Raw genomic sequence first — 23,618 nt, 5'->3', positions numbered from 1 at the left:
GCCCAATATAACACGCGTTTTTCGCGCTGCGGGAATATCGCAATATTACGTTACAATAGCCCTGATGAAATATCGATGTCACACTGGATATATTAATTTCCTGGTTTATGGATAAACCCATATTATTTATACAGCAATTAGGCAGCGCAGTCCGAAGATATAATCATCTCAAATAATTATCATCTTTTCCCTGAATATCGTGGGCGGCTTGCAAGCAGGCCCGCCACTACAGGCACTCCGCTAGCGACATGCAAGGCGAGAGGCACTGCGGCACCCTTGCCGAAGCAACTTTGTTCACCCGCGGCCGGTTGCCACTATTGCAATGCAGCAATGTGGATGCGCCAGCGGCGTCGCGGCGGACGATCGATCGCACCACGGCTGGAGCGGCCACCACCGTGTGGCACTGTCAGATCTGACAGGATGGCTGCGAGGCCAATGCGACAAAAAATCCACTCGACTAGCGCTGAAACGGTGTTATAGTTCACTACAACACCAGCCCAATAGATCACCTCAACTGGAGGAACCATGTATGTGGAATGACAAGACGCCGATCTACCGCCAGCTGAAGGAGCGGGTGATCGGCATGATGCTCGACGGCGCGCTGAAGCCCGGCGACGCCCTGCCCTCGGTGCGGCAGGTGGCGGCCGACTTCCAGCTCAATCCGATCACCGTCTCCAAGGCTTACCAGGAGCTGGTCGACGAAACATTGGTAGAAAAACGAAGGGGAATAGGCATGTACGTTACCGAAGGGGCTGTCGAAAAACTGCTGGCCAGCGAGCGTGAACGCTTCGTGCGCGAGGAGTGGCCGGCGATGGTGGAACGCATCCGCAGGCTCGGCCTGGATGTCGAGCAGTTGCTGCGTGCCAGCGTCGCCGATCCGGCCGTGCCGGGGAGCGCATCATGAGTGCCGTCATCAGCGCGCGCAACCTGGTCAAGCGCTACGGCAAGCAGGCGGCACTGGACGGCACCTCGTTCGATGTCCAGCCGGGCCGCATCGTCGGGCTGATCGGCCCGAACGGCTCGGGCAAGACGACGACCCTGAAGGCCATCCTCGGCCTGTGCCGCTTCGAGGGCGAGCTGACGGTGCTGGGCATGGACCCGCGCCAGCAGCGCGACGAGCTGATGAACCAGGTCTGCTTCATCGCCGACGTGGCCATCCTGCCGCGCTGGCTGAAGGTGAAGGACGCGATCGACTTCGTCGCAGGCGTGCATCCGCGTTTCGACCGCAGCAAGGCCGAGCGCTACATCGCCAGCACCAAGCTGGCACCGAACATGCGCGTCAAGGCCATGTCGAAAGGGATGATCGTGCAGCTGCACCTGGCGCTGGTGATGGCCATCGACGCCAGGCTGCTGGTGCTGGATGAACCGACGCTGGGCCTGGACATCCTGTACCGCAAGCAGTTCTACCAGCACCTGCTGGAAGACTACTTCGACGAGAACAAGACCATCGTCATCACGACCCACCAGATCGAGGAAGTGGAGCACATCCTGACCGACCTGCTGTTCATCCGCGACGGCCGCATCACCCTGGCGGCGTCGATGGACGAGATCGGCGAGCGCTACACGGAAGTGATGGTGGAACCGCACCAGGCCGCGGCGGCCAATGCGCTGCAACCGATGACGCAGCGCACCGTGTTCGGCAAGAGCGTGATGCTGTTCGACGGCGTGCCGCGCCAGCAACTTCAACACCTTGGCGAACTGCGCACGCCCAGCGTGGCCGACCTGTTCGTCGCCAGCATGAAAGGGACCTACGAATGAAAACGATGCAATGGCTGATCCGGCGCGAGTACTGGGAACACAAGGGCATGCTGGTCTGGGTGCCGCTGGCGATCGCCGCGCTGATGCTGGTGGTGACGCTGGCGATGGCGATCAAGGGCCACAACGCCGAAATCCATATCGACATGCCCGAGGGCCGCGCCGGCGGCGTGGCCGTGCACATGGGCGAACGCCAGCAGCAGGCGCTGGTCGACGTCATTTCCGGCACTTATCCGGTGGCCGCGGCACCTTTGTACATCACGCTGGGCTTTATCGTGTTCTTCTACAGCCTGGGCGCCCTGTACGAGGAACGGCGCGACCGCAGCCTGCTGTTCTGGAAGTCGCTGCCCGTGTCCGACACGGCGACCGTGCTGTCGAAGGCACTGCTGGCACTGCTGCTGATCCCGCTGGGCATGGTGGCGCTGGCACTGGCGACGGCGCTCGTCATCATCCTGCTCGGCATGGGCGTGCTGGCGCTGAAGGGCACCAACGTGCTGCCGGCACTGCTCACGTCCGGAACGTTCTGGCTGACGCCACTGAAAGTGCTCTCGCTGCTGCCGGTGTACCTGCTGTGGGCCCTGCCCACGGTCGGCTGGCTGCTGCTGGTGTCGAGCTGGGCGCGCTCGAAGGTGTTCCTGTGGGCCGTCGGCACGCCGCTGCTGTCGGCCGCGCTGCTGGCCTGGGCCACCAAGGCATTCGGCCTGGCGCTGGACATGGAATGGGTGTTCTCGCATATCATCAGCCGCCTGCTGGTCAGCGTGGTCCCCGGCTCCTGGTTCTCCGACGGCGCCCTGCGCGCTCCCGTCGAGCATGCCGGCCGGGGCGCCGCGGGTGCCGACAACGTGCACGGCGTGGTCGATGCCTTGTTTGCGCAGTCCTGGGCAGTGGTGGCGACGCCGAACCTGTGGTTGGGTGCCATTGCCGGCGTGGGCATGATCCTGGTGGCGATCTGGCTGCGCCGGCGCCGCGAGGAAGGCTGAATACGGTCAGCTCAGCAGTGTAAGGTTTTTCTTACATCCTCTCTGGAGGTGTACCGATGGCAGACTAGGAAAAAGCTTAAGATAATGTCATCATTCCGCCAGCGCCACGCCCCGCCTACCCCCGGGGCTTGCGTTGGCAGCTTTTTTTTGAGGATGACCATGAAAATTGTCGACCAACGTTACCTGGACAGTGCCAACCGCTACAGCACGGAACCCTGCCTGCTGAGTATTCTCGACTTGGGCCACCCTGCCCCCGCCTGCGCAGCCACGATGGCGCAGCTGCGCGAGCGGCTGGCGAAAGTGCTGCCGGGGCTGCGCCGCGGCCGCAGCCTGATCGGCATCGTCGGCGACGAGGTGGTGCCGGAGGAACCGGACGCGCCCTGCCAGGGCCTGCAGCTGGCGCGCCTGATCCAGAGCGTCGCCATCGAACTGCACCGCCTGACCGGCGACGAGGTGATGGTGGGATTCGTCGGCCGCGTGCCGAAGATGAACGGCCGTTACCGGCTGATCCTGCCGTTCCGCTGCGGCATGGTGGCCAACGCCGCGCTGACCTTGTCGATCGCATTGATCGGCGCGCTGCTGCGCGACGAGCCGTTCGACCTGGAAGCCGGCCTGGCCGAGCTGCGCGCGCTGGCGGCGGCCGGCACGCCGGGACCGGGGCCGGCGCCGCAGCCGTCCATCCCGATTGCAGCGTAATTGCGCGCGCCGCGTATCGCACCAGGGCGGGCGTACGCGGACAGCGGAGCGAAATTCAGTTCAGCGGTGCAAGAAAACGAATAGGCCGCAGAGGCAACCGCCTGCGCGCTTGATCGCTCAATCGGTCGTAGTGTTCGACCCAGAGATCAAACAGCTTCTCAAGACCGATCAGCGTAATGCGCCGCTTTTCCTGCGTTCTCGCCTCATATTCAGCATCTTTCGTAAAGCCACCGGTGCAGACGAAGAGCCCGACGTCATTGTCACCCAATACTGCCATGAACGAGCGTAGTCCTTCAACAGAGACCGCTTGCTGCTGGCGCTTGACTTGAACCTTGATGCGCGGCGGTCGCGTGCCGAGTGGGTCGGGCCACGCAAGAATGTCGACGCCGCCATCTTTCCCTGGCGGAGAGACCCAGTTGACGTGATACGACATCGCACGCAACAGATCGGCAACCAGGTCCTGGAAGTCGTACGGGTTCATCGCCTTAAGGTATGCGGAGATCTCCGACCACGCCTGCTCTTCCGCTTCGTCGAACGTCACGCTAACAGCCTTGGCCGAGGTATCCGGCGATGCGGAGATTTCGTCGGCGGGCTTGAGCTCATTCGTCATCGTGGAAGCACTGCCGGTGTCCGAATTGGGCTGCGAGGCTTTCCATTCCGCATACAATTTGACTGCCCGTCGATAAAACTCCTCGGGATGCGGGTAGACCTGCAACGCCTGCCGTCCTTCATCCGTCACCGACCACGTTCCCTTGTCCTTGACGAGCCACCCTGCCTTGACGCAGTCGACAGTCGCAAATCTCACCACTTTCTCGAAGCGACGCCCTCCGGACTCATACTCTCCCGCCTCATAAGGCGTGAGCGTCACGCTGGCTGCGAGCTGATGAAGCGCCTCTCGCGCAGGCAGTCCGGCCGGACTGGCCAACAGGATCGCAAAGAGCTCCTGCAGCAGCTCACCGGTCCGTTTTCGCGTAATTTCCGCCACGAGTTTTCCTCGACTGTTAGTGTCCAGCTGTTATAACACTCGCTAACGCCACAGTAAATGGCGGCTCAGTCGAACTGCTTCTTGAATTGCTCGAACTGCGCGGCCAGCGCCGCGTAGTCGGCGCGCAGCTGCTGCACTTCCAGCTCGAGCTGCGCCACGCGGTCGCCGCGCGAGGCACCGCCCGGCGCCACCGTCGACGTGCCGTAGCCCGCCTCTTCCCGCGCCAGTTCGGCCGCGCCGCCCAGCAACTGGCCGTAGCGCGGCTCCTTCGAGCCCGGCGCCAGCGCCAACTTGGCCACCAGCGGCGGGTATTTGTCGATCAGGAACTGCAGGCCCGCTTCCACGTCGGCCACCGACTTGAACTCGTGCAGGCGCCCGGTGCGGGTGCGGATCTCGCCGGCGGTCTGGTGGCCGCGCAGCATCAGCACGGTCAGGATCGCCAGCTTGTCCTGCTCCAAGGTCCACTTGATGCGCATGCGGTGCTCGTATTTCGTCACGCGTGCGCCGGCCGCGGTGACGGCATTGACGAGGCGCCGCGTGGCCAGGCGGCTCAACACGTCCGCCACCGTGTCTTCCGAAATCTGCATGACCGGATCGCGGCTGGACAGCTGGTTGCAGCCGTTCGTGATCGCGTTCAGCGACATCGGATAGTTATCGGGCGTCAGCGCTTCCTTCTCGGCCAGCACGGCCAGTACGCGAATTTCAAAGGGGTCCAGTACGTCTGCGTCGTCGCTCATCTCGTTTCCTTAATCAACCAGCTTGTTCAGTCGGGCCGTGTCGTCCGCGCCCGCCGCCGCTTCGACCCCGCTGCAGTCGATGCCGCGCGCCTGCAGCAACGCGACGATGCGGGCGATCTGTTCTTCCTGCGCCGCGCTTTGCGCGATCAGGCCGTGCAACGCCTTCGACAGCGGATCGGTGCCGTTCGGCGTGACGCCATAGGCGGCGAACGCATGCATGGCCGGCTCGCCCGGCGCTTCCTTGACCACCACCCGCGCGGGATTGCCGACGGCGGTGGCGCCGGCCGGCACGGGCTTGAGCAGCACGGCGTTGGAGCCGACCTTGGCGTACTCCCCCACCGTGAAAGCGCCCAGCACCTGCGCGCCGGCACCGACGATGACGCCGCGCTCCAGGGTCGGATGGCGTTTGCTGCCCGCCACCAGCGAGGTGCCGCCCAGCGTCACGCCCTGGTAGATCGTGCAGTCGTCGCCCACCACCGCCGTCTCGCCGATGACGACGCCGAAGCCATGGTCGATGAAGACGCGCCGGCCGATCACGGCACCCGGATGGATTTCGATACCGGTGACGATGCGCGCCAGATAGCCGATGAAGCGGCCCAGCCACTTGAAACCGCGGCGCCAGCACCAGTGCGCCCAGCGGTGCGCGACAATCGCGTGCAGGCCGGGATAGCAGGTCAGCACCTCCCAGGCATTGCGGGCGGCGGGGTCGCGCTCGATGATGGCGCGGATGTCCTGGCGCAGGTGGTGGAACATCGTTAGCGGTATTGGCAGGGGGGTCTGTCCCCGCAGGGGACTGACCCCGAAGTTATTCTATCGGCCTTGCAGGCGCGCGAGCGAACTTCGGGGTCGGTCCCGCAGGGACAGACCCCAAGCATCAAACTTCGCGGGCCATCCGCTGCCGCCGCGCCTCGTACAGGCACACGCCGGAAGCGACCGACACGTTCAGGCTCTCGACCGTGCCGAACATCGGGATGCTGACCAGCACGTCGCAGGTCTCGCGCGTCAGGCGGCGCATGCCCTCGCCTTCCGAGCCCATCACCAGCGCCGTCGGCCCCGTGAAGTCGGCTTCGTACAGGCCTTTTTCGCCGTCGTCGGAGGTGCCGATCAGCCAGATGTCGCGGTCCTTCAGGTCACGCAGCGTGCGCGCCAGGTTCGTCACGGTGATGTACGGTACCGTCTCGGCGGCGCCGCTGGCCACTTTCGCGGCGGTGGCGTTCAGGCCGACGGCGCGGTCCTTCGGCACGATCACCGCATGGGCGCCGACACCGTCGGCCACGCGCAGGCAGGCGCCCAGGTTGTGCGGATCGGTGATCCCGTCCAGCACCAGGAGCAGCGGCGGGCCATCGATGGCGTCCAGCAGCTCGTCCAGGTTGCGCGCCAGCGCCAGCTGCGAGGCGAACGCAATGACGCCCTGGTGGCGGCGCGTGCCGACGATCTTGTCGAGGCGCGCCGAATCGACGGGCATCACGCGCACGCCGAGCGCGCGGGCATTGGTGATCAGGTCCTTCATGCGGCGGTCGTCGCGCGCCGCGTCGACGAAGATCTCCTCCACGGACGAGGCTTCGTGGCGCAGGCGCGAGGTGACGGCATGGAAGCCGAAAATCATTTTGTTCTTGGACATGGTGCTGGTTCTTCTGTGGAGCTGTTGTGCGGGGTGCGCCGGCCGCTGGGGCCCAAGCGCAGCGCCGCGGTTGAACCGCGGCGCCGGACGACATATTACATCATCGCTTCTTCTTGCCCTTGGCGGGCGACTTCGGCCGGGGTGCGGCCGCCGTGGCGGCCTGGCCGCGCTTGCTGGCGGCCGTCTTGGTGCCGGGCTTGGCCGCCTTCGGCTTGCGCGGCGGCGGCACGTCGTACTCGGCCGGCGCCGGATAGCGCACCGTGATGGTCGGGCCGGACGCCTCGGCCTTGCCCGGCTTGTCGCCGCGGCTGCGCGCCTTGGACCGGCGCGGCGCGACTTCCGCCGCCGCCTCGTCGTCGAACGTGGCACGGCCACGCCCCTTCTTCGGTGCCGGCGCGGCGCCCATGCCGGCCGTTTCGCTGTCGGCCAGGCGCAGGTCGATCTTGCGCGACTCCAGGTCGACGCGCACGACCTGCACGTTGACGCGGTCGGTCAGCTGGTAACGCTTGCCGGTGCGTTCGCCGCGCAGTTCGTGGCGCGCATCGTCGTACTGGAAGTAGTCCCCGCCCAGGTCGGTGATGTGCACCAGGCCCTCGACGAACAGCTGGTCCAGCTGCACGAAGATGCCGAAGGTGGTCACGCCGGTGATGATGCCGGAGAATTCCTCGCCCAGCTTGTCCTGCATGAAGTAGCACTTCAGCCAGGCCTCGACGTCGCGCGAGGCCTCGTCGGCGCGGCGCTCGTTGGCCGAGCAGTGTACGCCCAGCGCGTCCCACACGGTCAGGTCGCGCGCCTGTTTCGGCTCCTTGCCTTCCGCCTTGTCCTTCAACTGCTGGCGCCGCGTCGCGTTCGAGATCGTGGTATTGAGCACGCTCTTGTCGGCCACCTTCGGCTCGTACTTCTTGCCCTGCAGGATGGCCTTGATGGCGCGGTGCGTCAGCAGGTCGGGATAGCGGCGGATCGGGCTGGTGAAGTGGGCATACGCCTCGTAGGCCAGGCCGAAGTGGCCGATATTGTCCGGGCTGTAGACGGCCTGCTGCATCGAGCGCAGCAGCATCGTCTGCAGCAGGTTCGCGTCCGGCCGCTCCTTGACCTTCTTCATCAGCTCCGCGTAGTCGCGCGCGGCCGGCGTATCGCCGCCGCCCAGCGACAGGCCCACCTGCTTCAGGAACTCACGCACCTGCGTCAGCTTTTCCTTGGTGGGCGCCGCGTGGATGCGGTAGGTGCCCGGATGCTTGTGGCGCAGCAGCAGGTCGGCGGCGCACACGTTCGCCGCCAGCATGCATTCCTCGATCAGCTTGTGCGCGTCGTTGCGCGAACGGGGCACGATCTTCTCGATCTTGCCGGCCGGGTTGCAGACGATGTACGTCTCGGTCGTCTCGAAGTCGATCGCGCCGCGCTCCAGGCGCGCCTTCAGCAGCGCATGGTAGACGTCGTACAGGTTCTGCAGGTGCGGCACGATGTACGGCTTCTTCGCCGCTTCCGGACCCTTGGTGTTGCCCAGGATCGCAGCCACTTCCGTGTACGTCATGCGCGCGGCCGAGTGGATTACGGCCGGATAGAACTGGTAGGCCTTGATGTCGCCGGCGGCCGTGATGACGGCGTCGCACACCAAGGTCAGGCGGTCCACCGCGGGGTTCAGCGAGCACAGGCCGTTGGACAGCTTTTCCGGCAGCATCGGGATCACCCGGCGCGGGAAGTAGACGGACGTGCTGCGCTCGAGCGCATCCGCATCGAGCGCGTCGTTCGGCTTGACGTAGTGGCTGACGTCGGCGATCGCCACGATCAGGCGGAATGCCTTGGTACGGCCGATCTTGACGGGTTCGCAGTAGACCGCGTCGTCGAAGTCGCGCGCGTCCTCGCCGTCGATCGTCACCAAAGGCACGTCGCGCAGGTCGACGCGTTCGCCCCAGTCGGCTTCGCGCACGACGTCCGGCAGCTTGGCCGCCTGCTTGACCGCCGCGTCGGAGAACACGTGCGGCACGCCGAACTTGCGCACGGCGATCTCGATCTCCATGCCGGGATCGTCCATGTCGCCCAGCACCTCGACGATGCGGCCAACCGGCTGCTTGAAGCGGCCCGGCTGCTCGGTCAGTTCGACGCTGACGATCTGGCCGCTCTTGGCCTTGCCGGGCGAGCCGGCCAGCAGGATGTCCTGGCCGATGCGCTTGTCTTCGGGCGCCACGATCCACACGCCGTTATCTTTCAGCAGGCGGCCGATGATGTGGGTGTTGCCGCGCTCGACCACCTCGACGATCGTCCCCTCGGGACGGCCGCGCCGGTCGAAGCCCACGACTTTCGCCAGCACCTTGTCGCCATGCAGCACCTTCTGCATCTCGCGCTCGGTGAGGAACAGGTCGTCGCCCGGTTCGTCGGGAATGACGAAGCCGAAGCCGTCGCGGTGCGCGCTGACGCGGCCGGCCACGAAGCCGGAGTGGTCCGCCAGCACGTAGAAGCCGCTGCTGTCGGAACGCAGCTGGCCGTCGCGCTCCATGGCGGACAGGCGGCGGGTCAGCACGGCGTGCGATTCGGTCGGGACGTCCAGCGACATGGCGACCGTGCGCAGGTCGAGCGGCGCGTTGGCGCTGCGGAAGAGAGCGAGGATGTCCTCGCGGCTGGGAATGATATGGGTAGTCTGGTTCAAAACTTGTTCTTTGATCTTATTGTGAGGTCATTCGTTAAATAGTCAGTGGTAGTGTACCGGAGGTCCGTCGGTTTGCCTAACAAGGCGTCAATCGTGGCGCGCCCCGCCATGTCGATCTCCTTTTTTTATACCTTTGACTTTTGAAAACATTGCTCTATAATCTCGGCTCTCGCAGCGATGCGGGAATGCAGAACGGAGCGGATGTGCAGTGTGGAATGAAAGTTCATCTGGCGCAAAACTCTTCGTCGCACTATAATCGCAGTAGTTGGTGGTAATAAAGCAGCACGCAGTGCCCACGTGGCGGAATTGGTAGACGCGCATGGTTCAGGTCCATGTGCCGCGAGGTGTGGGGGTTCGAGTCCCTCCGTGGGCACCACTCTACCGCAGCAAGGTTGTAGATCGTAGTTTGCAGTAACGTAGTATTGAGCAGTAATCAGTGCCCACGTGGCGGAATTGGTAGACGCGCATGGTTCAGGTCCATGTGCCGCGAGGTGTGGGGGTTCGAGTCCCTCCGTGGGCACCACTCTACCGGATACGCGGATCGCCCGCACGGAACGCAGCAAATCTTTCAGGTTTGCTGCGTTTTTTTGTTTTGGGCCGGCGCCATGCGTCGGACTTCCTGACACGTGCGCACGATACCGCTTGCATGCGCATGCGCCAGCGCGCCCTCCCGCTGCGGCTTGACAGCTGTGCACGCTTTTTGCGTGCTGCCCTCCCGTCACCACTTACAACGGGAGTCCGCCATGAAAACCCTGCTTTCCGCCCTGACCCTGGCGGCCGCGGCCGGAGGTGCCGCCGCCGCGCCGACCTTCAACTTTTCGTTCATCCCTGGCACCTCCATGCAGGCACAGCAAGGCTTCATCGACGCGGCGGCTCGCTGGTCGAATCTGCTGGACGACAACGTGACGGTCAACCTGACCGTCGGCTTCAACCCGCTCGAGCCCGGCATCCTCGGCCAGGCGCAATCGGCCCAGCAGCTGTACAGCTACGACACGTTCCGCAACGCGCTGAGCGACGACATCAGGTCGAGCTACGACACCCAGGCCGTCGGCAGCCTTGCCACCGGCAGCACCTTCAACATGCTGCTGAACCGGACACTGAACAGCCCCGGCGGCCCCGGCAATGCCACGCCGTTCCTCGACCACGACGGCGACGCCAACAATGCCTTCGTGCGCATCGCCACGGCCGAAGCGAAGGCGTTGGGCCTGAACCCCGCCCCCCAGTCGCTGACGCACTGCATCGGGCCCTGCGACGGCTTCATCCAGTTCAGCAGCAACTACAAGTTCGACTTCAACCCGAACGACGGGATCTCCGCCGACGCCTTCGACTTCGTCGGCGTCGCCGCGCACGAGATCGGCCACTCGCTGGGCTTCATCAGCGGCGTCGACGTGCTGGACTACAACTCGAGCGCGCCCGACTTCTACAACGACGACGAATTCACCTTCGTCTCCGGACTGGACATGTTCCGCTACTCCATGCAAAGCCACGCGGCCGGCGTGATCGACTGGACCGCCGACGAGCGCGCGAAATTCCTGTCGCTGGACGGCGGCCTGACGGCAGTGGCGCCATTCGCGACGGGCATCGTGCACGGCGACGGCCGCCAGGCCAGCCACTGGAAGGACGACCTGTTCATCGGCCTGATGGACCCCACCGCCGGCATGGGCGAACTGCTCGCGATCACGCCGGACGACCTGCTGGCGATGGACGTCATCGGCTGGGACGTCCCGGCCATTCCCGAACCCGCCACGGCCGCCATGCTGACCAGCGGACTGCTGCTCCTGGGCCGCCGGCGCGATTTATTTCGCAAAAGCACAAAATGACCATTGACCGATCCGGTTTCGTCCTTTAAGATGCGTGCCTTCTGTTGCTGAACACCGCAACGAAGCAGCGAGACAGCAGTAAAACAAGGCCCACGTGGCGGAATTGGTAGACGCGCATGGTTCAGGTCCATGTGCCGCGAGGTGTGGGGGTTCGAGTCCCTCCGTGGGCACCAAGTCTTGTTTTACGAAGTTTCAATGCATTGTGAAGTACCAGTGCCCACGTGGCGGAATTGGTAGACGCGCATGGTTCAGGTCCATGTGCCGCAAGGTGTGGGGGTTCGAGTCCCTCCGTGGGCACCACTCTACCGGATACTGAGAAGCGCCGCCGACTGTCATGGTCGGCGGCGTTTTTCTTTGCCTGTCGCCAACGCGCAACCGCGCCGCCACGCTGCCGCCGATGGTCTACACTGAGCCCATCGGCAATCAGCGGACCTGGCATGGCGCAGTTGAACCTTCCCGACACCCTGCACACCATTCTGATCGTCAGCGCGGCGGAGCACGCGGCGCTGGCGCGCATGCTCGCGCGGCTGGAACTGGGCGTGCGGGTCGTCAACCGGGGCGACAGCGCGCTCGCCGCCATCGCCGACGACGGCGTGGCGCTGGTGCTGCTCGACGTGGCGCTGGCGGGCAGCGCGCGGCTGGAGCTGTTGCCGCGGCTGGCGCATGCGGCGCCCGGCCGCGCATTGCCCGTGCTCGTCATGTCGGCCGCGCCATCGGAAGAGGAACGCGAACGGGCGCTGCAAGCGGGGGCCGCCGGCTACCTGCGCCTGCCGTGCGCGCCGGAGGAAATCGTCGAGAAAATCCAGATCGAGCTGACGGTACGGCATGCCTGGCCCGACCTGCCGCGCGGCGAGCTGCCGGACGTGGCCACCCTGGAAGTGAACTACCACACGCTGCTGGCCGGCTCGCCGGATGCCATCTTGCTGTTCGACGCCGTGCGCGGCACGCCGATCGACGTCAACCGCAACGCCGAACGGCTGTTCGGCCGCACCAGCGCGGAGTTGATGCGGCTGCGCCTGGCGGACCTGTGCCCGCCCGCGCAGCCCGATGGCACGCCCTCGCGCGAAGCGATCGACGCGCTGCTGCACAAGGTGCTGGGCGGCGAGGTGCGCGTGTTCCCGATGACGTTCCAGCACAGCAGCGGGCGCGCGGTGGACTGCGAGATCCGCCTGGTCATGCTGGAACAGCATGGCATGCGCCTGCTGCACATGCGTCTCGTCGACGTCACCGGCCAGCGCCTGGCGGAGGCGCTGCGCACCGGCCAGAACGCGCTGCTGGAGATGGTGGCGCGCGGGGCGCCGCTGACCGAGACACTGAACAGGCTGCTGTTGCTGATGGAAGCGCAGGCACCGGGCGTCGTCTGCACGATCCAGCTGCTGGACGAGGACGGCAAGACGGTGCGCCCCGGTGCCGCGCCCAGCTTGCCGCCCGAGTACCTGCAGGCGCTGGACGGGATCGCGGTCGGCCCGCGCGCCGGCTCCTGCGGCACGGCGATGTTCCTGCGCGAACCCGTCATCGCGGCCGACATCGCGCGCGACCCGCTGTGGGAAGGCTACCGCGAGCTGGCACTGCGCCACGGCCTGCGCGCCTGCTGGGCCGTGCCGATCCTGGGCGACGCCAGCACGGTGCTGGGCTCCTTCGCGATCTACTACCGCGACGCGCGCATGCCGCGAACCGAGGACGAACGCCTGGTCGACGTCGCCGTGCACCTGGCCGGCATCGCCATCGAACGTACCCGGCGCGAAGCGGAACTGGCGCGCCACCGCGGCCACCTGGAAGAACTGGTGCTGGCGCGCACGGCCGAACTGCGCCATGCCAAGGAGCAGGCCGAGCAGGCCAGCGCCAGCCTGGCGGCGGCGCTGGACAACCTGCGCCTGACGCAGGACGAGCTGGTGCGGCGCGACAAGCTGGCGGCGCTGGGCGCGCTGGTCGCGGGCGTGGCGCATGAACTGAACACGCCGATCGGCAACAGCCTGACCGTCGCCAGCACGATGAGCGAACATCTGGCCACGCTGAAAAGCCGGCTGCACGCGGGCCTGCGCCGCGCCGACCTGGAACAATACCTGGAAGCGGCCGGCGAGGCGGACGGCGTGATCGTGCGCAACCTGACGCGCGCCGGCCGCCTGATCGCCAGCTTCAAGCAGGTCGCCGTCGACACGGCCAGTTCGCAGCGGCGCCGCTTCCGGCTGGACGAATTCATCGCCGAACTGGTGCTGCCGCTGCTGGCCGCCACGCCGCAACCGCGCCCGAAGGTGAGACAGCAGATCGCACCGGACCTGGTCATGGACAGCTACCCCGGCCCGCTGGGCCAGGCCCTCTCCGCCCTGTTCGAGAACGCCGTGGTGCACGGGCTGGCGGGGCGCGACGACGGCACCGTCACGATCGCCGCGCACGGCCTGGACGACGGCGCCATCGCGCTGTCGGTCAGCGACGACGGCGCCGGCATCGCGCCCGAGCACGTGGCGCGGGTGTATGATCCGTTCTTCACCACCCGGCCCGGCGCCGGCGCTGCCGGCCTCGGCCTGCACATCACGCACAATATCGTCACCGGCGTGCTGGGCGGGCGCATCGCCCTGGACAGCACGCCCGGCCTGGGCACCACGTTCACCCTCACCCTGCCTGCCGTCGCACCATGATCCTGCTCCGCCCCGCCCTCCTGCTCCTGCCATGCGTGTTCGCCCTGTCGGCCATGGCCGCGCCGGCGCCCTGGTGGCTGTGGGAGAGCGTCACCAGCGGCAGCAAGGTGTGTGCGCAGCACCCGCTCGGCCCCGGCTGGCGCAAGCTGCTGGGCCCCTATCGTGATGCCCGTTGCGAGAAACCCTTCCGTACCAGATAATGACTCGGCAATAATACGATTGCTGCAACCCCACGCGAGGGTGTCGTTGGCCCTCGGCGCCACACTTTTTGGAGGAAGACACATGTTCCAGAATCCAGAGCAGTTCGCCCAGGCCACCAAGGCGTTGTTCGAGTTCCAGCTCGAAACGTTCAATACGCTGACCAACAAGGCGGTCCAGGGCCTCGAGCAGGTCGTGCAGCTGAACATGAACACGGCCCGCACCGGCATCGAGAACAGCCTCGCCGCCGGGCGCGAAGCAAGCCAGGCCAGCGACCCCAAGGCCGCCATGGCCGCCGCCAGCGCAAAAATGCACAACCTGACCAATATCGTCGGCTACAACCAGCAACTGAGCCAGATCATCGCCGACATCCACAATGAATTCACGCGCGCGGCGGATGCCCACCTGGCCGAAGCCAAGAGCAACCTGTCGGCGCTGATCTACGACGTGACGAAAAACGTCCGACCCGGCTCGGAGAACGCGGTGGAGATCGTCAAGGCCGCCATCGACAATGCCTTCAAGGGCTATGAGCAGGTCACCACCGCCACGCGCCAGGCCGTGGCCGCGTTCGAGGAGCAGCTGGCCAAGGCCGCCGCGCTGGCGGACCAGCAGGCGCAGCAGCAGACCAAGCACTGATCAACAAGCCCACCAGCGGCGCGCGCTCAGGGTTTGTCCCCAAAGGGGACTGACCCTGAAGTTGCCGTCGCTTTCGTGCACGCGACTTCGGGGTCAGTCCCTTGCAGGGACAGACCCCAGCGACGAATTTGCTGGGCAAGCGCACGGCAACGCGATAAACTGTATAAAGATACAGTTGATTGCACCACCCCGCCGTCGCCGTCCCATGAAGCCCGTCCTGGAAAACCCCTTTTATTACCTCGACAATTTCCACCAGGTATTGGCGTGGATCGGCGAGCGCTATGGCGACCTGCTCGATGCCGACGAGCGTGCTTTCATCGACGTCTTCCCCACCCTGCCGCAAAACGCCCGCGCGCTGTTCGTACGCATGGTCATGCGCAAGGGCCTGCTGTTCCGCGCAAGCAAGCTGAGCTACGACGAAATCGGCTGCAGCCGCGCTGCCGCCGGGGCGCTGGCGCAACAGGGCTGGATCGCCGCCGATCCGGAGCTGACCCTGGACGAGCTGTTCGAGCTGTTGCAAAAACCCGAGCTGTGCCAGGTGTTCGGCCTGGAAGGGGCGCTGCGCGCGGCGCGCAAGGCCGACCAGCTGGCGGCGCTGCGCGAAAACCACCAGGAGGCGCGCCCGTTCTCGGCGTGGTGGCCCGACGGCGACGACGCCGTCTACCGCGTGCTGGCCAAGCCCCTGTGCGACCGCCTGCGCCTGATCTTCTTCGGTAACTACCACCAGGACTGGACCGAGTTCGTGCTGTCCGACCTGGGTGTCTACCGCTTTGAAAAAGTCGATTTCGGCCCCGCTGCGCGGGCATTCCGGTCGCGCCGCGACATCGACGAGTACCTGCGCCTGCACGCCTGCCGCGAGCGCTTCGGCGCCGGCGAGGCGCCGCTGGCCGTGCTGGCGGACGTGCCGCCGGCCAGCGGCGACAACGAATGGCTGCGCGGGCGCCGCCACAAGCTGCTGTTCCAGATGGGCCAGCAGTTGGAAAAGCTGCGCGACTGGCCCGGCGCGCTCGCCGTGTATGCCGACTGCGCCTGGCCCGGGGCCCGTGCCCGCACCATCCGCGTGCTGGAAAAGGACGAGCAGTACGGCCCCGCGTGGGAACTGCTGGCGCGTGCCCAGGCCGCGCCGGAAAGCGAGGCGGAACGCCAGCAGCTGCTGCGCATCGGCCCGCGCCTGGCGCGCCGGCTGGGCCATCCCGGCGCCGCGCCGCGCAAGCGCCCCGCCATCGACCGGCTCGACCTGGAATTGCCGCTGCCGGCGCCCGGCTGGTGGGTCGAGGGCGTGGTGCGCGACCACCTGGCGCAGGACGGGGCGCCGGTGTTCTACGTCGAGAACACGCTGATCAATTCGCTGTTCGGCCTGCTGTGCTGGGACGCCATCTTCGCCGCCGTGCCGGGCGCCTTCTTCCACCCGTTCCACCATGGCCCGGCGGACCTGCACAGCGCCGACTTCGGGCACCGCCGCGCCGAGCGCTTCGCCGCCTGCTTCGCCCGGCTGGACGACGGCAGCTGGCGCGACGCGATCCGCGCCACCCGCGCCGCCAAGCACGGCATCTCGTCGCCGTTCGTCTACTGGGACGGCCTGGACGACACCCTGCTGGCGCTGGCGCTGGATTGCATTCCGCCCGAGCACCTGAAGGTGTCGTTCCAGCGCATCCTGGCCGACGTCAAGGAAAACCGCACGGGCTTCCCGGACCTGATCCGCTTCTGGCCACAGGAGCGGCGCTACCAGATGATCGAGGTGAAGGGACCGGGCGACCGGCTGCAGGACAACCAGCTGCGCTGGATCGACTACTGCGCCCAGCACCGCATGCCCGTCACGGTGTGCTACCTGCAATGGCAGGCGTGACGGAAGCTGCCGCGCGCTACACGGTGGCGGTGCGCGCGCTGTGCGAGTTCACGGCCAAGACGGGCGACCTCGACCTGCGCTTCACGCCCTCGCCCACGGCGCAGGAAGGCATCGCCGGCCATGCGGTCGTCAGCGCGCGGCGCGACGACGACTACGAACGCGAGATCGCCCTGTCCGGCCAGTGGGGCCCGCTGCACGTGCGCGGCCGCGCCGATGGCTACGATCCGCGCAACCACCAGCTGGAAGAGGTCAAGACCTACCGCGGCGACCTGGCGCGCATGCCGGCCAATCACCGCGCGCTGCATTGGGCGCAGCTGAAGGTGTACGGCCACCTGCTGTGCCAGGCCCGCGGGCTGGCCAGCGTGCGCCTGGCCCTGGTCTACTTCGACATCGGCAGCCAGAAGGAAACGGTGCTGGCCGAGCAGCACGACGCCGCCGCGCTGCGCGCCGTGTTCGAGGCGCATTGCGCCGCCTTCGTCGGCTGGGCCGAGCAGGAGCTGGCGCACCGCACGGCGCGCGACGCGCAGCTGGCGGCACTGGCGTTCCCCCATCCCACGTTCCGGCCCGGCCAGCGCGAACTGGCCGAGGCCATGTTCAAGGCCAGCAGCCGCTCGTGCGCGCTGCTGGCGCAGGCGCCGACCGGGATCGGCAAGAGCATCGGCAGCCTGTTCCCGCTGCTGAAGGCCGCGCCCAGGCACGCTCTGGACAAGATCTTCTTCCTGGCCGCGAAAACCTCCGGCCGGCAGATGGCGCTGGACGCCGTCACGCGCCTGCGCGAGAGCGCGCCGCTGCTGCCGTTGCGCACCCTGGAGCTGACGGCGAAGAGCCGCGCCTGCGAGCATCCGGACCTGGCCTGCCATGGCGAAGCATGCCCGCTGGCGCGCGGCTTCTACGACCGGCTGCCGGCCGCGCGTGCCGCCGCACTGGCGCTGCCGTTGCTGGACCGGGCCTCGGTGCGCGCGGCCGCGCTGGCGCACGACGTCTGCCCGTATTACCTGCAAAGCGAACTGGCGCGCTGGGCCGACGTGATCGTGGGCGACTACAACTACTACTTCGACTTCTCCGCCCTGCTGCATTCCCTGACGGTGCAAAACGACTGGCGCGTGGCCGTGCTGGTGGACGAGGCCCACAATATGGTCTCGCGTGCCCGCGCCATGTACTCGGCCGACCTGGAACACGGCACCTTGCGCGCGCTGAAGAAGACGGCGCCGGCGGCGCTGGCCAAGCCCCTGGACCGGGTGCACCGCCAGTGGCTCGCCCTGGAAAAGGAACAGGACGAGGAGTACCGCGCGCTGGCGGCGCTGCCGGAAAAATTCATGGGCGCGCTGCAGACGGCGACGACGGCCATCGGCGACTACCTGGCCGAGAACCCGGCCTGGTTCGACGCCGACGTGCTGGACTTCTATTTCCAGGGCCTGCACTTCGCCCGGCTGGCGGAAAGCTTCGGTGACCACTCGCTGTTCGACGTGACGCTGACCACGTCGCGTGCCGGCAAGCGCGGCTCCACGCTGTGCCTGCGCAATATCGTGCCGGCGCCGTTCCTGCAGCCGCGTTTTGCCGCGGCCCGTTCGGTGGCGCTGTTCTCGGCCACCCTGAGCCCCTGGAACTACTACGCCGACACCTTGGGCATGCCGGCCGATACGGCTTGGGTGGACGTCGCCTCGCCCTTCGCCGCCGACCAGCTGGCAGTGCACGTGGCCAGCCATATCTCGACGCGCTGGCAGCACCGCGACCGCTCGCTCGCGCCCATCGCGGCGCTGATGGGCGCTCAGTACCAGCGCCAGCCCGGCAACTACCTGGCGTTCTTCAGCAGTTTCGACTACATGGAAAAGGCGGCCGACCTGTTCGAGGCGCGGCATCCCGGCGTGCCGGTGTGGCGCCAGGCACGGGGCATGGACGAAGGCGCGCGCGACGCCTTCCTGGCCCGCTTCACGGCCGACGGCCAGGGCATCGGCTTCGCCGTGCTGGGTGGCGCCTTCGGCGAAGGCATCGACCTGCCGGGCGCGCGCCTGATCGGCGCCTTCGTCGCCACCCTGGGCCTGCCCCAGCTGAACCCCGTCAACGAAGGCATCCGCCGGCGCATGGACGCGATGTTCGGCGCCGGCTACGACTACACCTACCTGTACCCAGGCCTGCAGAAAGTCGTCCAGGCGGCTGGCCGCGTGATCCGCACCACCACCGACCGCGGCACCGTGCACCTGATCGACGACCGCTTCGGCCGGCCGGAGATCCAGGCGCTGCTGCCGGCCTGGTGGCGCATCGGCCCGGCCGTCAGCTGATCACGGCGCGCAGCTTCTGGTAGCCGCCGCGGCTGACGGGAATGCGGCTGCCATCGCGCAGCACGGCCACGTGGCTGTCGCGCGTGGCCTGCTCGATGCGGCCGACGGCCTCGATGTTGACCAGCCAGGAACGGTGCACGCGCAGGAAGCGGCGCGGGTCCAGCTGGCCTTCCAGCTCCGACAGCGCCTGGTTCTTCAGATAAGCCTTGCCGCCGGCGTGGATTTCCACGTAGTCGTCCTGGGCACGCACGCAGTCGATCGTGTCGCAGCCGATCACGTGGACCCGGGCGCCATCGCGGATCAGCACGCGCTCGAGCGGCTGGCCCGGCGCCGCCGCCCGCCCCAGGCCGCGCAGCGCGGGCGCCGCGACGGCGGCGGCCAGGGCGCGCCGCACATTGTCCAGCGCCTGATCGAAACGCTGCTGGCTGAACGGTTTCAGCAGGTAGTCCAGCGCGCGCACCTCGAACGCGCGAATCGCGTACTGGTCGAACGCGGTGGCGAAGATGAAGCGGGTGCCCGCGCGCGTACCGGCCAACTCGACGACCTCGAAGCCATCGAGCCTGGGCATCTGGATATCGAGCACGACGAGATCGGGCGCCAGTTCGGCGATGGCCTTGACGGCCTCGAAGCCGTTGCCGCATTCGGCCACGATGCTCACGTCGGCATGCCCCGCCAGGTATTCGCGCACGAGAGCGCGCGCCAGCGGTTCGTCGTCCACGATGACGGTGCGGATGAGCGCGCTCACGTCAGCTCTCCTTGGTCTCGCCCGGCAGCGCGATATCGACGGTGAACGTGCCGTCCTCGCGCTTCCAGGCGATCGTCGCCGCGTTCGGGTAGGCGCAGGCCAGGCGCTGGCGCACGTTGGCCAGGCCGATGCCGCCGGCACCGCCGCTGTTCGCGTGCTCGTCGACGGCGTTGCTGACCGTGATGCGCAGGCGCGTGGCGGCCCCGCGCCCCTCGCGCCACGCCGCCACCAGCAGCAGGCCGCCCTCGGGCAGTTGGCCGATGCCATGCTTGACCGCGTTCTCCACCAGTGGCTGGATGATCATCGGCGGCACCAGGCAGGCCAGCGCGCCCTTCTCGAGCGCCTCCTCCGTTACCAGCCGCGCGCCGAAGCGCACCTTTTCGATGGCGAGGAAGTGCCGGATCAACGTCATCTCCTGCTCCAGCGTCACCTTGTCCTGCCCCGCCAGGCCCAGGCTGTGGCGGCAGAAGCTGGCCAGCTGCAAGGTCATGTCGCGCGCCGCGCGCGGGTCCTGCGACGTCAGCGCGCTGATCGAATTCAGGCTGTTGAACAGGAAGTGCGGGTCGATCTGCGTGCGCAGCATGCGCAGCTCCGCCTCCTGCGCCGCCACCCGCGCTTCCAGCGCATGGCGTTCCGCGTTGCGCGCGCGGCCGGCCTCGATGGCCAGGTAGTTGATCGCGGCCAGCAGCCCATACAGCAGCGCCCCCAGGGCGAACAGCAAGGCGGACAGCTCGGTGCCGACCGGCACCCCGGCCCATGCCACGCCCAGGCCCTGGCACAACTCGTTCCAGCCCTGCAGCACGGCGAGCCACATGAAACCGGCCAGGATCGCCGCCGCGGCGAGCATCACGATGATCAGCGGCGCCGGACGTGTGCCGAGCGGATTGGCGCGGCACAGGTAGTAGGTCGAAAAACCGGCGGCGATGCCGTACGCAGGCGTGGTCGGCAGCGCGAACACCAGGCCGTTGACCAGCCGGGTATGCGCCAGCGCCGCGCACACGACGCCCAGCGCCATGCCCAGGTACAGCCAGGCGATCAGGTAAAGCAGCGCGCCGCGCCGGGTCGACAACGGTCCCTGCATCAGTTGCGCAGCTCCAGCCCGCCCATGATGGCATAGCCGCGCACGACCAGGCGTTTGCCGGCGTCGCGCGGACGCAAGGTGGAGTCTTCGAAGCCGCCGAGGATCGGCACTCCCTCCAGTTCCACCGTCCAATCCGTCGGCACCTTGATGTTGATGCCGCCCATCAGCGCGAACACGTGCAGGACCGCGACACTGTCGATCGATGCCTCGCGCAGGTCCAGGTCGCAACCGGCCGTGATGGCCGTGATCTCGCCGCCGCGGAAATGCTGCGTGGTCATGCGGCGACGATAGGAGGCGAGCACGGTCGTGACGTTGATGACGTCCTCGGTCGCGTTGTCGGCGTCCTTGTCGAGGCGCACGCCGGCCGGGGCGCCGGTGCCTGCCGCGATGCCGCGCCGGGTCGCGCCACGCAACAGCAACAGCACGCCGCCACCGATCAGGAACATGGGACCGAGCACGTTCCAGCCGATCGTCACGAGCCCCAGCGCGCGCAGCAGCAGCAGCACGCCGGCCAGCAGCAGCGCGCCGCCGGCGATGCCGCCGCGCCGGGAGCGGGACTGGGAGATCTTCAGCACGCCGGCCGCGATCAGCACCACGGGCCAGAATTGCATGCCCATGTCCAGGTCCAGCCAGCCCAGGTTATCGCACAGGAACAGCAACCCGATGGCGATGACGGCCAGGCCGACGACGACCTGCGCGCCCATGTGCTGCCCAGGGTACCTGGTGCTCATGACCGCTCCTCCTGGTGGCGCGGGAAATACCGGTGCGCCAGCGGCTGCAGCACCATGCCCAGCCCGCCGACGATGATCAGCAAGGGCCAGCTGTTGCCGAAGTTCAGGCCCCACCAGCCTTCGATGGTGATCCAGAACCAGGCGCCGAACAGTACTTGCGACAGGCCGTCGACGAAGCGCCGGCCGTCCGTCGGCGGCAGCATGTTGTTGACGCCGAACGCGACCAGCACCCATGGCCAGTACTGCCACAGGCGCACGACGGCGTCGCCGTCGTCGCGCTGCAGCAGGTAGGCCACGCCGAAGGCGATCAGGGTGAGCCCCCAGATCACCTGGCGGCGCTGGCGCTGCAAGGCATGGTGAGTGGTATCGTGCATGATGCCCTCCGGAGTCGCTTGACGATGCGGCAACGATACGCCGACGCGACAGCGGTGCCAACCGCTTTTCGGCGGACGGCGGGCCGGTACCGGCGAATGACGGCGGGGGCGGTGAACGGCGGTGCCGCGTCGCTGCGCGGCCCCATAAAACAAACAGCCCACTCCGGGGAGTGGGCTGGCGGGTGCCGGCGGCGCGCTCAGGCCTGGGCGGCCGGGGCCGGGCGGCCCTTTACCTGGTTGCGGTACTTGGCGGCGGCGATGGCTTTCTTTTCGGCTTCCATCGCGATGTTGGAGGCGCGCACGCGCTGCTTTTCCTCCTTGCCGCGATGCTGGGCGATATCCTTGTTGCCGATACGTTTGGTCATGCTGTTCTCCTTGTGGTTAGGACCGGTAATCCGGTTTTTCATCGAACATGACGAGGCCCCAGCCCAGTTGCCGGCGGATCTCCTCCGGAGTGGGTGGCGGCTGCACGTCCTGCGTCCTGCGTTCCAGATACTCACGCACCATTTCCTTCGAAGGATGATTCGTTTGCGGCGTCGTCATGATGACCTCCTAGTACGATTGTCAGCCAGGGGTTCTGCCTCGAAGTACGCGGGCGCGGGTCTGGCCATGAATTCTGGTGCCGGCGCTTGAGGCGACCGGCTTGCCTGCGGACGAGCGGCTTTGCTTCGCTTCTTATGATTCGTTGCATCGCGCATCAATCACGCAACTCCATCTTATGGTCGCGCAGGCCGGGCCTCCGTGCGCCAGCGAACAAAGGCACGTCGCGCTTCGGCTCTCGTTACTGTGGGACTGCACCTACGATTGATGCTGGAGCAGTTTCTGTTGCAGGAAGTCGAGGAAGCAGCTGATACGCTGGGCCAGCTGCGTGTTGCGGTAATACACGGCGTGGATCTGCTGGCGGTAGCCGCTGTTGAATGCTGCCAGGAGCGGCACCAGGCGGCCGGCGGCAATGTCGGCGCGCGTCATGAAGTCGGCCAGGCAGGCGATGCCCTGCCCCGCCAGCGCCAGTTGCCGCAGTGTCTCGCCGCTCGATGCGGCCAGCGCCGGCGTCACCTGCAGCGAGTTGCCGTCGGCATGGCGCAGCGGCCACAGGTTGCCGGGCTCGTACTGGACGAAGCCGAGCAAGGCGTGCGCGGCCAGCTCGCCCGGATCGGCCGGGCTGCCGTGGCGGGCCAGGTATTCCGGGCTGGCCAGCACGTGCAGGGCGCTGGCGGGCAGCGCCCGGGCATGCAACGTCGAATCCTGCAGGGTGCCGATGCGGATCGCGATGTCGGTGCGGTGTTCGATCAGGTCGGCGATCTGGTCGTTGCTGGTCAGCTCGAGCCGGATCTCCGGGTACAGCGCGCGAAATTCCGCCACGTGCGGCACGATGCAATGCAACATGAACGGCGACGCCGCGTCCACGCACAGGCGCCCCGCCGGTCGCTGGCGCCGAATGCGGATGCACTCCTCGACCTCCTCGATGGCCGCCAGGATCTGGCGGGCCCGGTCGAGAAAGAGCTGGCCCTCTTCCGTCAGTTCCATGCGGCGCGTGGTACGCGTCAGCAGCGATGTCTGCAACTTTTCTTCCAGGCGCGACAGGGCACGGCTGACGCCGGACGTGGTCTGCCCGAGGTGCACGGCCGCCGCACTGAGCGAGCCGCTGTCGACCACGGCGACAAAGGTTCTCAGGTCGTCGGAATGAATGTCCATCGGCACATTATAGATGGGCTGCCCGCGTGGCCCGGCGCAGCATTGCCGCTAGCCAACGCAGTTCTTTCGCAAAAAAGAAAAAAATATAGTCCTTGACTTTAGCTGATCTTTTTCCGGCGCCCCTGGACGGGAAAACGGCGTGGCCGGATGTGAACAAAC

General features: G+C 66.9%; 22 protein-coding genes and 4 tRNA genes. 14 read left to right on the top strand and 12 right to left on the bottom strand.

From position 1 onward, the window contains the following. Window positions 1–529 precede the first annotated feature (529 nt). The 4 genes from E7V67_009540 (at window position 530) to E7V67_009525 (ending at window position 3,431) form a co-directional block, all read left to right on the top strand. Entirely contained in the window at window positions 530–904 is a 375-nt protein-coding gene (locus E7V67_009540) for a GntR family transcriptional regulator (protein ID WUR15325.1), read from the top strand. Further along, the gene (locus tag E7V67_009535; protein ID WUR15324.1) at window positions 901–1,758 is read left to right on the top strand and encodes an ABC transporter ATP-binding protein; all 858 of its coding nucleotides are present in this window, start codon (window positions 901–903) and stop codon (window positions 1,756–1,758) included. Before E7V67_009540 ends, E7V67_009535 begins: the two co-directional genes overlap by 4 nt. Further along, entirely contained in the window at window positions 1,755–2,735 is a 981-nt protein-coding gene (locus tag E7V67_009530) for a hypothetical protein (GenBank protein WUR15323.1), read from the top strand. The genes E7V67_009535 and E7V67_009530 overlap by 4 nt, the downstream gene beginning before the upstream one ends. A 159-nt stretch (window positions 2,736–2,894) precedes the next feature. Continuing rightward, window positions 2,895–3,431, top strand: a complete 537-nt coding sequence (locus E7V67_009525; GenBank protein WUR15322.1) for a hypothetical protein — start codon at window positions 2,895–2,897, stop codon at window positions 3,429–3,431. A 55-nt stretch (window positions 3,432–3,486) separates the two neighbouring features. On the opposite strand, the gene E7V67_009520 is transcribed toward E7V67_009525, so the two are convergent. From E7V67_009520 to rnr, 5 genes are all read right to left on the bottom strand, one after another. Continuing rightward, a complete protein-coding gene (locus E7V67_009520) occupies window positions 3,487–4,416 on the bottom strand; it encodes a restriction endonuclease (protein WUR15321.1) in 930 nt (309 codons plus the stop codon). A 65-nt stretch (window positions 4,417–4,481) separates the two neighbouring features. Further along, window positions 4,482–5,153, bottom strand: coding sequence for a YceH family protein (locus tag E7V67_009515; protein ID WUR15320.1), 672 nt, complete (start codon window positions 5,151–5,153; stop codon window positions 4,482–4,484). A 9-nt stretch (window positions 5,154–5,162) separates the two neighbouring features. Further along, window positions 5,163–5,906, bottom strand: coding sequence for a serine O-acetyltransferase (gene cysE, locus E7V67_009510; protein ID WUR15319.1), 744 nt, complete (start codon window positions 5,904–5,906; stop codon window positions 5,163–5,165). A 121-nt stretch (window positions 5,907–6,027) separates the two neighbouring features. Further along, complete coding sequence (rlmB, locus tag E7V67_009505; GenBank protein WUR15318.1) at window positions 6,028–6,774, bottom strand: 23S rRNA (guanosine(2251)-2'-O)-methyltransferase RlmB; 747 nt, start codon at window positions 6,772–6,774, stop codon at window positions 6,028–6,030. A 100-nt stretch (window positions 6,775–6,874) separates the two neighbouring features. Further along, complete coding sequence (rnr, locus tag E7V67_009500; GenBank protein ID WUR15317.1) at window positions 6,875–9,418, bottom strand: ribonuclease R; 2,544 nt, start codon at window positions 9,416–9,418, stop codon at window positions 6,875–6,877. Window positions 9,419–9,709: 291 nt separating this feature from the next. On the opposite strand from rnr, the gene E7V67_009495 reads away from it, so the two are divergent. From E7V67_009495 to E7V67_009450, 10 genes are all read left to right on the top strand, one after another. After that, window positions 9,710–9,794, top strand: a tRNA-Leu gene (locus tag E7V67_009495). Window positions 9,795–9,856: 62 nt separating this feature from the next. Then, a tRNA-Leu gene (locus E7V67_009490) sits at window positions 9,857–9,941 on the top strand. Between the two features lie 220 nt (window positions 9,942–10,161). Continuing rightward, a complete protein-coding gene (locus tag E7V67_009485) occupies window positions 10,162–11,238 on the top strand; it encodes an NF038122 family metalloprotease (GenBank protein ID WUR15316.1) in 1,077 nt (358 codons plus the stop codon). Window positions 11,239–11,326: 88 nt separating this feature from the next. Continuing rightward, window positions 11,327–11,411, top strand: a tRNA-Leu gene (locus tag E7V67_009480). 42 nt (window positions 11,412–11,453) lie between these two features. After that, window positions 11,454–11,538 (top strand) — tRNA-Leu (locus E7V67_009475). A gap of 137 nt (window positions 11,539–11,675) precedes the next feature. Next, window positions 11,676–13,874: an ATP-binding protein gene (locus E7V67_009470; GenBank protein WUR15315.1), complete on the top strand. Its 2,199-nt coding sequence runs from the start codon at window positions 11,676–11,678 to the stop codon at window positions 13,872–13,874. After that, window positions 13,871–14,074, top strand: coding sequence for a hypothetical protein (locus E7V67_009465; GenBank protein ID WUR15314.1), 204 nt, complete (start codon window positions 13,871–13,873; stop codon window positions 14,072–14,074). The genes E7V67_009470 and E7V67_009465 overlap by 4 nt, the downstream gene beginning before the upstream one ends. 82 nt (window positions 14,075–14,156) lie before the next feature. Next, complete coding sequence (locus E7V67_009460; GenBank protein WUR15313.1) at window positions 14,157–14,708, top strand: phasin family protein; 552 nt, start codon at window positions 14,157–14,159, stop codon at window positions 14,706–14,708. A gap of 205 nt (window positions 14,709–14,913) precedes the next feature. Further along, the gene (locus E7V67_009455; GenBank protein WUR15312.1) at window positions 14,914–16,554 is read left to right on the top strand and encodes a VRR-NUC domain-containing protein; all 1,641 of its coding nucleotides are present in this window, start codon (window positions 14,914–14,916) and stop codon (window positions 16,552–16,554) included. Further along, window positions 16,542–18,833 (top strand): ATP-dependent DNA helicase, encoded by a 2,292-nt coding sequence (locus tag E7V67_009450; protein ID WUR15311.1) that lies wholly within the window; start codon window positions 16,542–16,544, stop codon window positions 18,831–18,833. Before E7V67_009455 ends, E7V67_009450 begins: the two co-directional genes overlap by 13 nt. Here the strand turns inward: E7V67_009450 and E7V67_009445 are convergent. From E7V67_009445 to E7V67_009415, 7 genes are all read right to left on the bottom strand, one after another. Next, complete coding sequence (locus tag E7V67_009445) at window positions 18,826–19,566, bottom strand: LytTR family DNA-binding domain-containing protein (GenBank protein WUR16252.1); 741 nt, start codon at window positions 19,564–19,566, stop codon at window positions 18,826–18,828. The two genes, E7V67_009450 and E7V67_009445, sit on opposite strands and share 8 nt — an antisense overlap. A gap of 13 nt (window positions 19,567–19,579) precedes the next feature. Beyond that, the gene (locus E7V67_009440; GenBank protein ID WUR15310.1) at window positions 19,580–20,659 is read right to left on the bottom strand and encodes a histidine kinase; all 1,080 of its coding nucleotides are present in this window, start codon (window positions 20,657–20,659) and stop codon (window positions 19,580–19,582) included. After that, window positions 20,659–21,390, bottom strand: coding sequence for a DUF5668 domain-containing protein (locus tag E7V67_009435; GenBank protein WUR15309.1), 732 nt, complete (start codon window positions 21,388–21,390; stop codon window positions 20,659–20,661). Before E7V67_009435 ends, E7V67_009440 begins: the two co-directional genes overlap by 1 nt. Continuing rightward, window positions 21,387–21,764 carry a hypothetical protein gene (locus E7V67_009430; GenBank protein WUR15308.1) on the bottom strand — a complete coding sequence of 126 codons (378 nt, stop codon included), beginning with the start codon at window positions 21,762–21,764 and terminating at the stop codon, window positions 21,387–21,389. Before E7V67_009430 ends, E7V67_009435 begins: the two co-directional genes overlap by 4 nt. Before the next feature lie 197 nt (window positions 21,765–21,961). Beyond that, entirely contained in the window at window positions 21,962–22,129 is a 168-nt protein-coding gene (locus E7V67_009425; protein WUR15307.1) for a hypothetical protein, read from the bottom strand. 16 nt (window positions 22,130–22,145) lie between these two features. Next, window positions 22,146–22,307, bottom strand: coding sequence for a hypothetical protein (locus E7V67_009420; GenBank protein ID WUR15306.1), 162 nt, complete (start codon window positions 22,305–22,307; stop codon window positions 22,146–22,148). Window positions 22,308–22,562: 255 nt separating this feature from the next. Further along, a complete protein-coding gene (locus tag E7V67_009415) occupies window positions 22,563–23,459 on the bottom strand; it encodes a LysR family transcriptional regulator (protein ID WUR15305.1) in 897 nt (298 codons plus the stop codon). Window positions 23,460–23,618: the final 159 nt, after the last annotated feature.

It is taken from the genome of [Empedobacter] haloabium, from assembly GCA_008011715.2.
In the GTDB taxonomy this organism is placed as follows: Bacteria; Pseudomonadota; Gammaproteobacteria; order Burkholderiales; family Burkholderiaceae_D; genus Rugamonas; species Rugamonas haloabia.
The sequence above is the reverse complement of the archived record's forward strand: the minus strand, read 5'-3'. Positions and strand labels throughout refer to the sequence as shown.

Excerpts from the sequence above, each read along its gene's own strand:
- E7V67_009470 (WUR15315.1), top strand. The coding sequence starts at position 11,676 with ATGGCGCAGTTGAACCTTCCCGACACCCTGCACACCATTCTGATCGTC.
- E7V67_009455 (WUR15312.1), top strand. The coding sequence starts at position 14,914 with ATGAAGCCCGTCCTGGAAAACCCCTTTTATTACCTCGACAATTTCCAC.
- cysE (WUR15319.1), bottom strand. The coding sequence starts at position 5,906 with ATGTTCCACCACCTGCGCCAGGACATCCGCGCCATCATCGAGCGCGAC.
- E7V67_009440 (WUR15310.1), bottom strand. The coding sequence starts at position 20,659 with ATGCAGGGACCGTTGTCGACCCGGCGCGGCGCGCTGCTTTACCTGATC.
- E7V67_009420 (WUR15306.1), bottom strand. The coding sequence starts at position 22,307 with ATGACGACGCCGCAAACGAATCATCCTTCGAAGGAAATGGTGCGTGAG.
- E7V67_009540 (WUR15325.1), top strand. The coding sequence starts at position 530 with ATGTGGAATGACAAGACGCCGATCTACCGCCAGCTGAAGGAGCGGGTG.
- E7V67_009535 (WUR15324.1), top strand. The coding sequence starts at position 901 with ATGAGTGCCGTCATCAGCGCGCGCAACCTGGTCAAGCGCTACGGCAAG.
- E7V67_009465 (WUR15314.1), top strand. The coding sequence starts at position 13,871 with ATGATCCTGCTCCGCCCCGCCCTCCTGCTCCTGCCATGCGTGTTCGCC.
- E7V67_009530 (WUR15323.1), top strand. The coding sequence starts at position 1,755 with ATGAAAACGATGCAATGGCTGATCCGGCGCGAGTACTGGGAACACAAG.
- E7V67_009435 (WUR15309.1), bottom strand. The coding sequence starts at position 21,390 with ATGAGCACCAGGTACCCTGGGCAGCACATGGGCGCGCAGGTCGTCGTC.
- E7V67_009425 (WUR15307.1), bottom strand. The coding sequence starts at position 22,129 with ATGACCAAACGTATCGGCAACAAGGATATCGCCCAGCATCGCGGCAAG.
- E7V67_009515 (WUR15320.1), bottom strand. The coding sequence starts at position 5,153 with ATGAGCGACGACGCAGACGTACTGGACCCCTTTGAAATTCGCGTACTG.
- E7V67_009430 (WUR15308.1), bottom strand. The coding sequence starts at position 21,764 with ATGCACGATACCACTCACCATGCCTTGCAGCGCCAGCGCCGCCAGGTG.
- E7V67_009485 (WUR15316.1), top strand. The coding sequence starts at position 10,162 with ATGAAAACCCTGCTTTCCGCCCTGACCCTGGCGGCCGCGGCCGGAGGT.
- E7V67_009525 (WUR15322.1), top strand. The coding sequence starts at position 2,895 with ATGAAAATTGTCGACCAACGTTACCTGGACAGTGCCAACCGCTACAGC.
- E7V67_009450 (WUR15311.1), top strand. The coding sequence starts at position 16,542 with ATGGCAGGCGTGACGGAAGCTGCCGCGCGCTACACGGTGGCGGTGCGC.
- E7V67_009415 (WUR15305.1), bottom strand. The coding sequence starts at position 23,459 with ATGGACATTCATTCCGACGACCTGAGAACCTTTGTCGCCGTGGTCGAC.
- E7V67_009460 (WUR15313.1), top strand. The coding sequence starts at position 14,157 with ATGTTCCAGAATCCAGAGCAGTTCGCCCAGGCCACCAAGGCGTTGTTC.
- rlmB (WUR15318.1), bottom strand. The coding sequence starts at position 6,774 with ATGTCCAAGAACAAAATGATTTTCGGCTTCCATGCCGTCACCTCGCGC.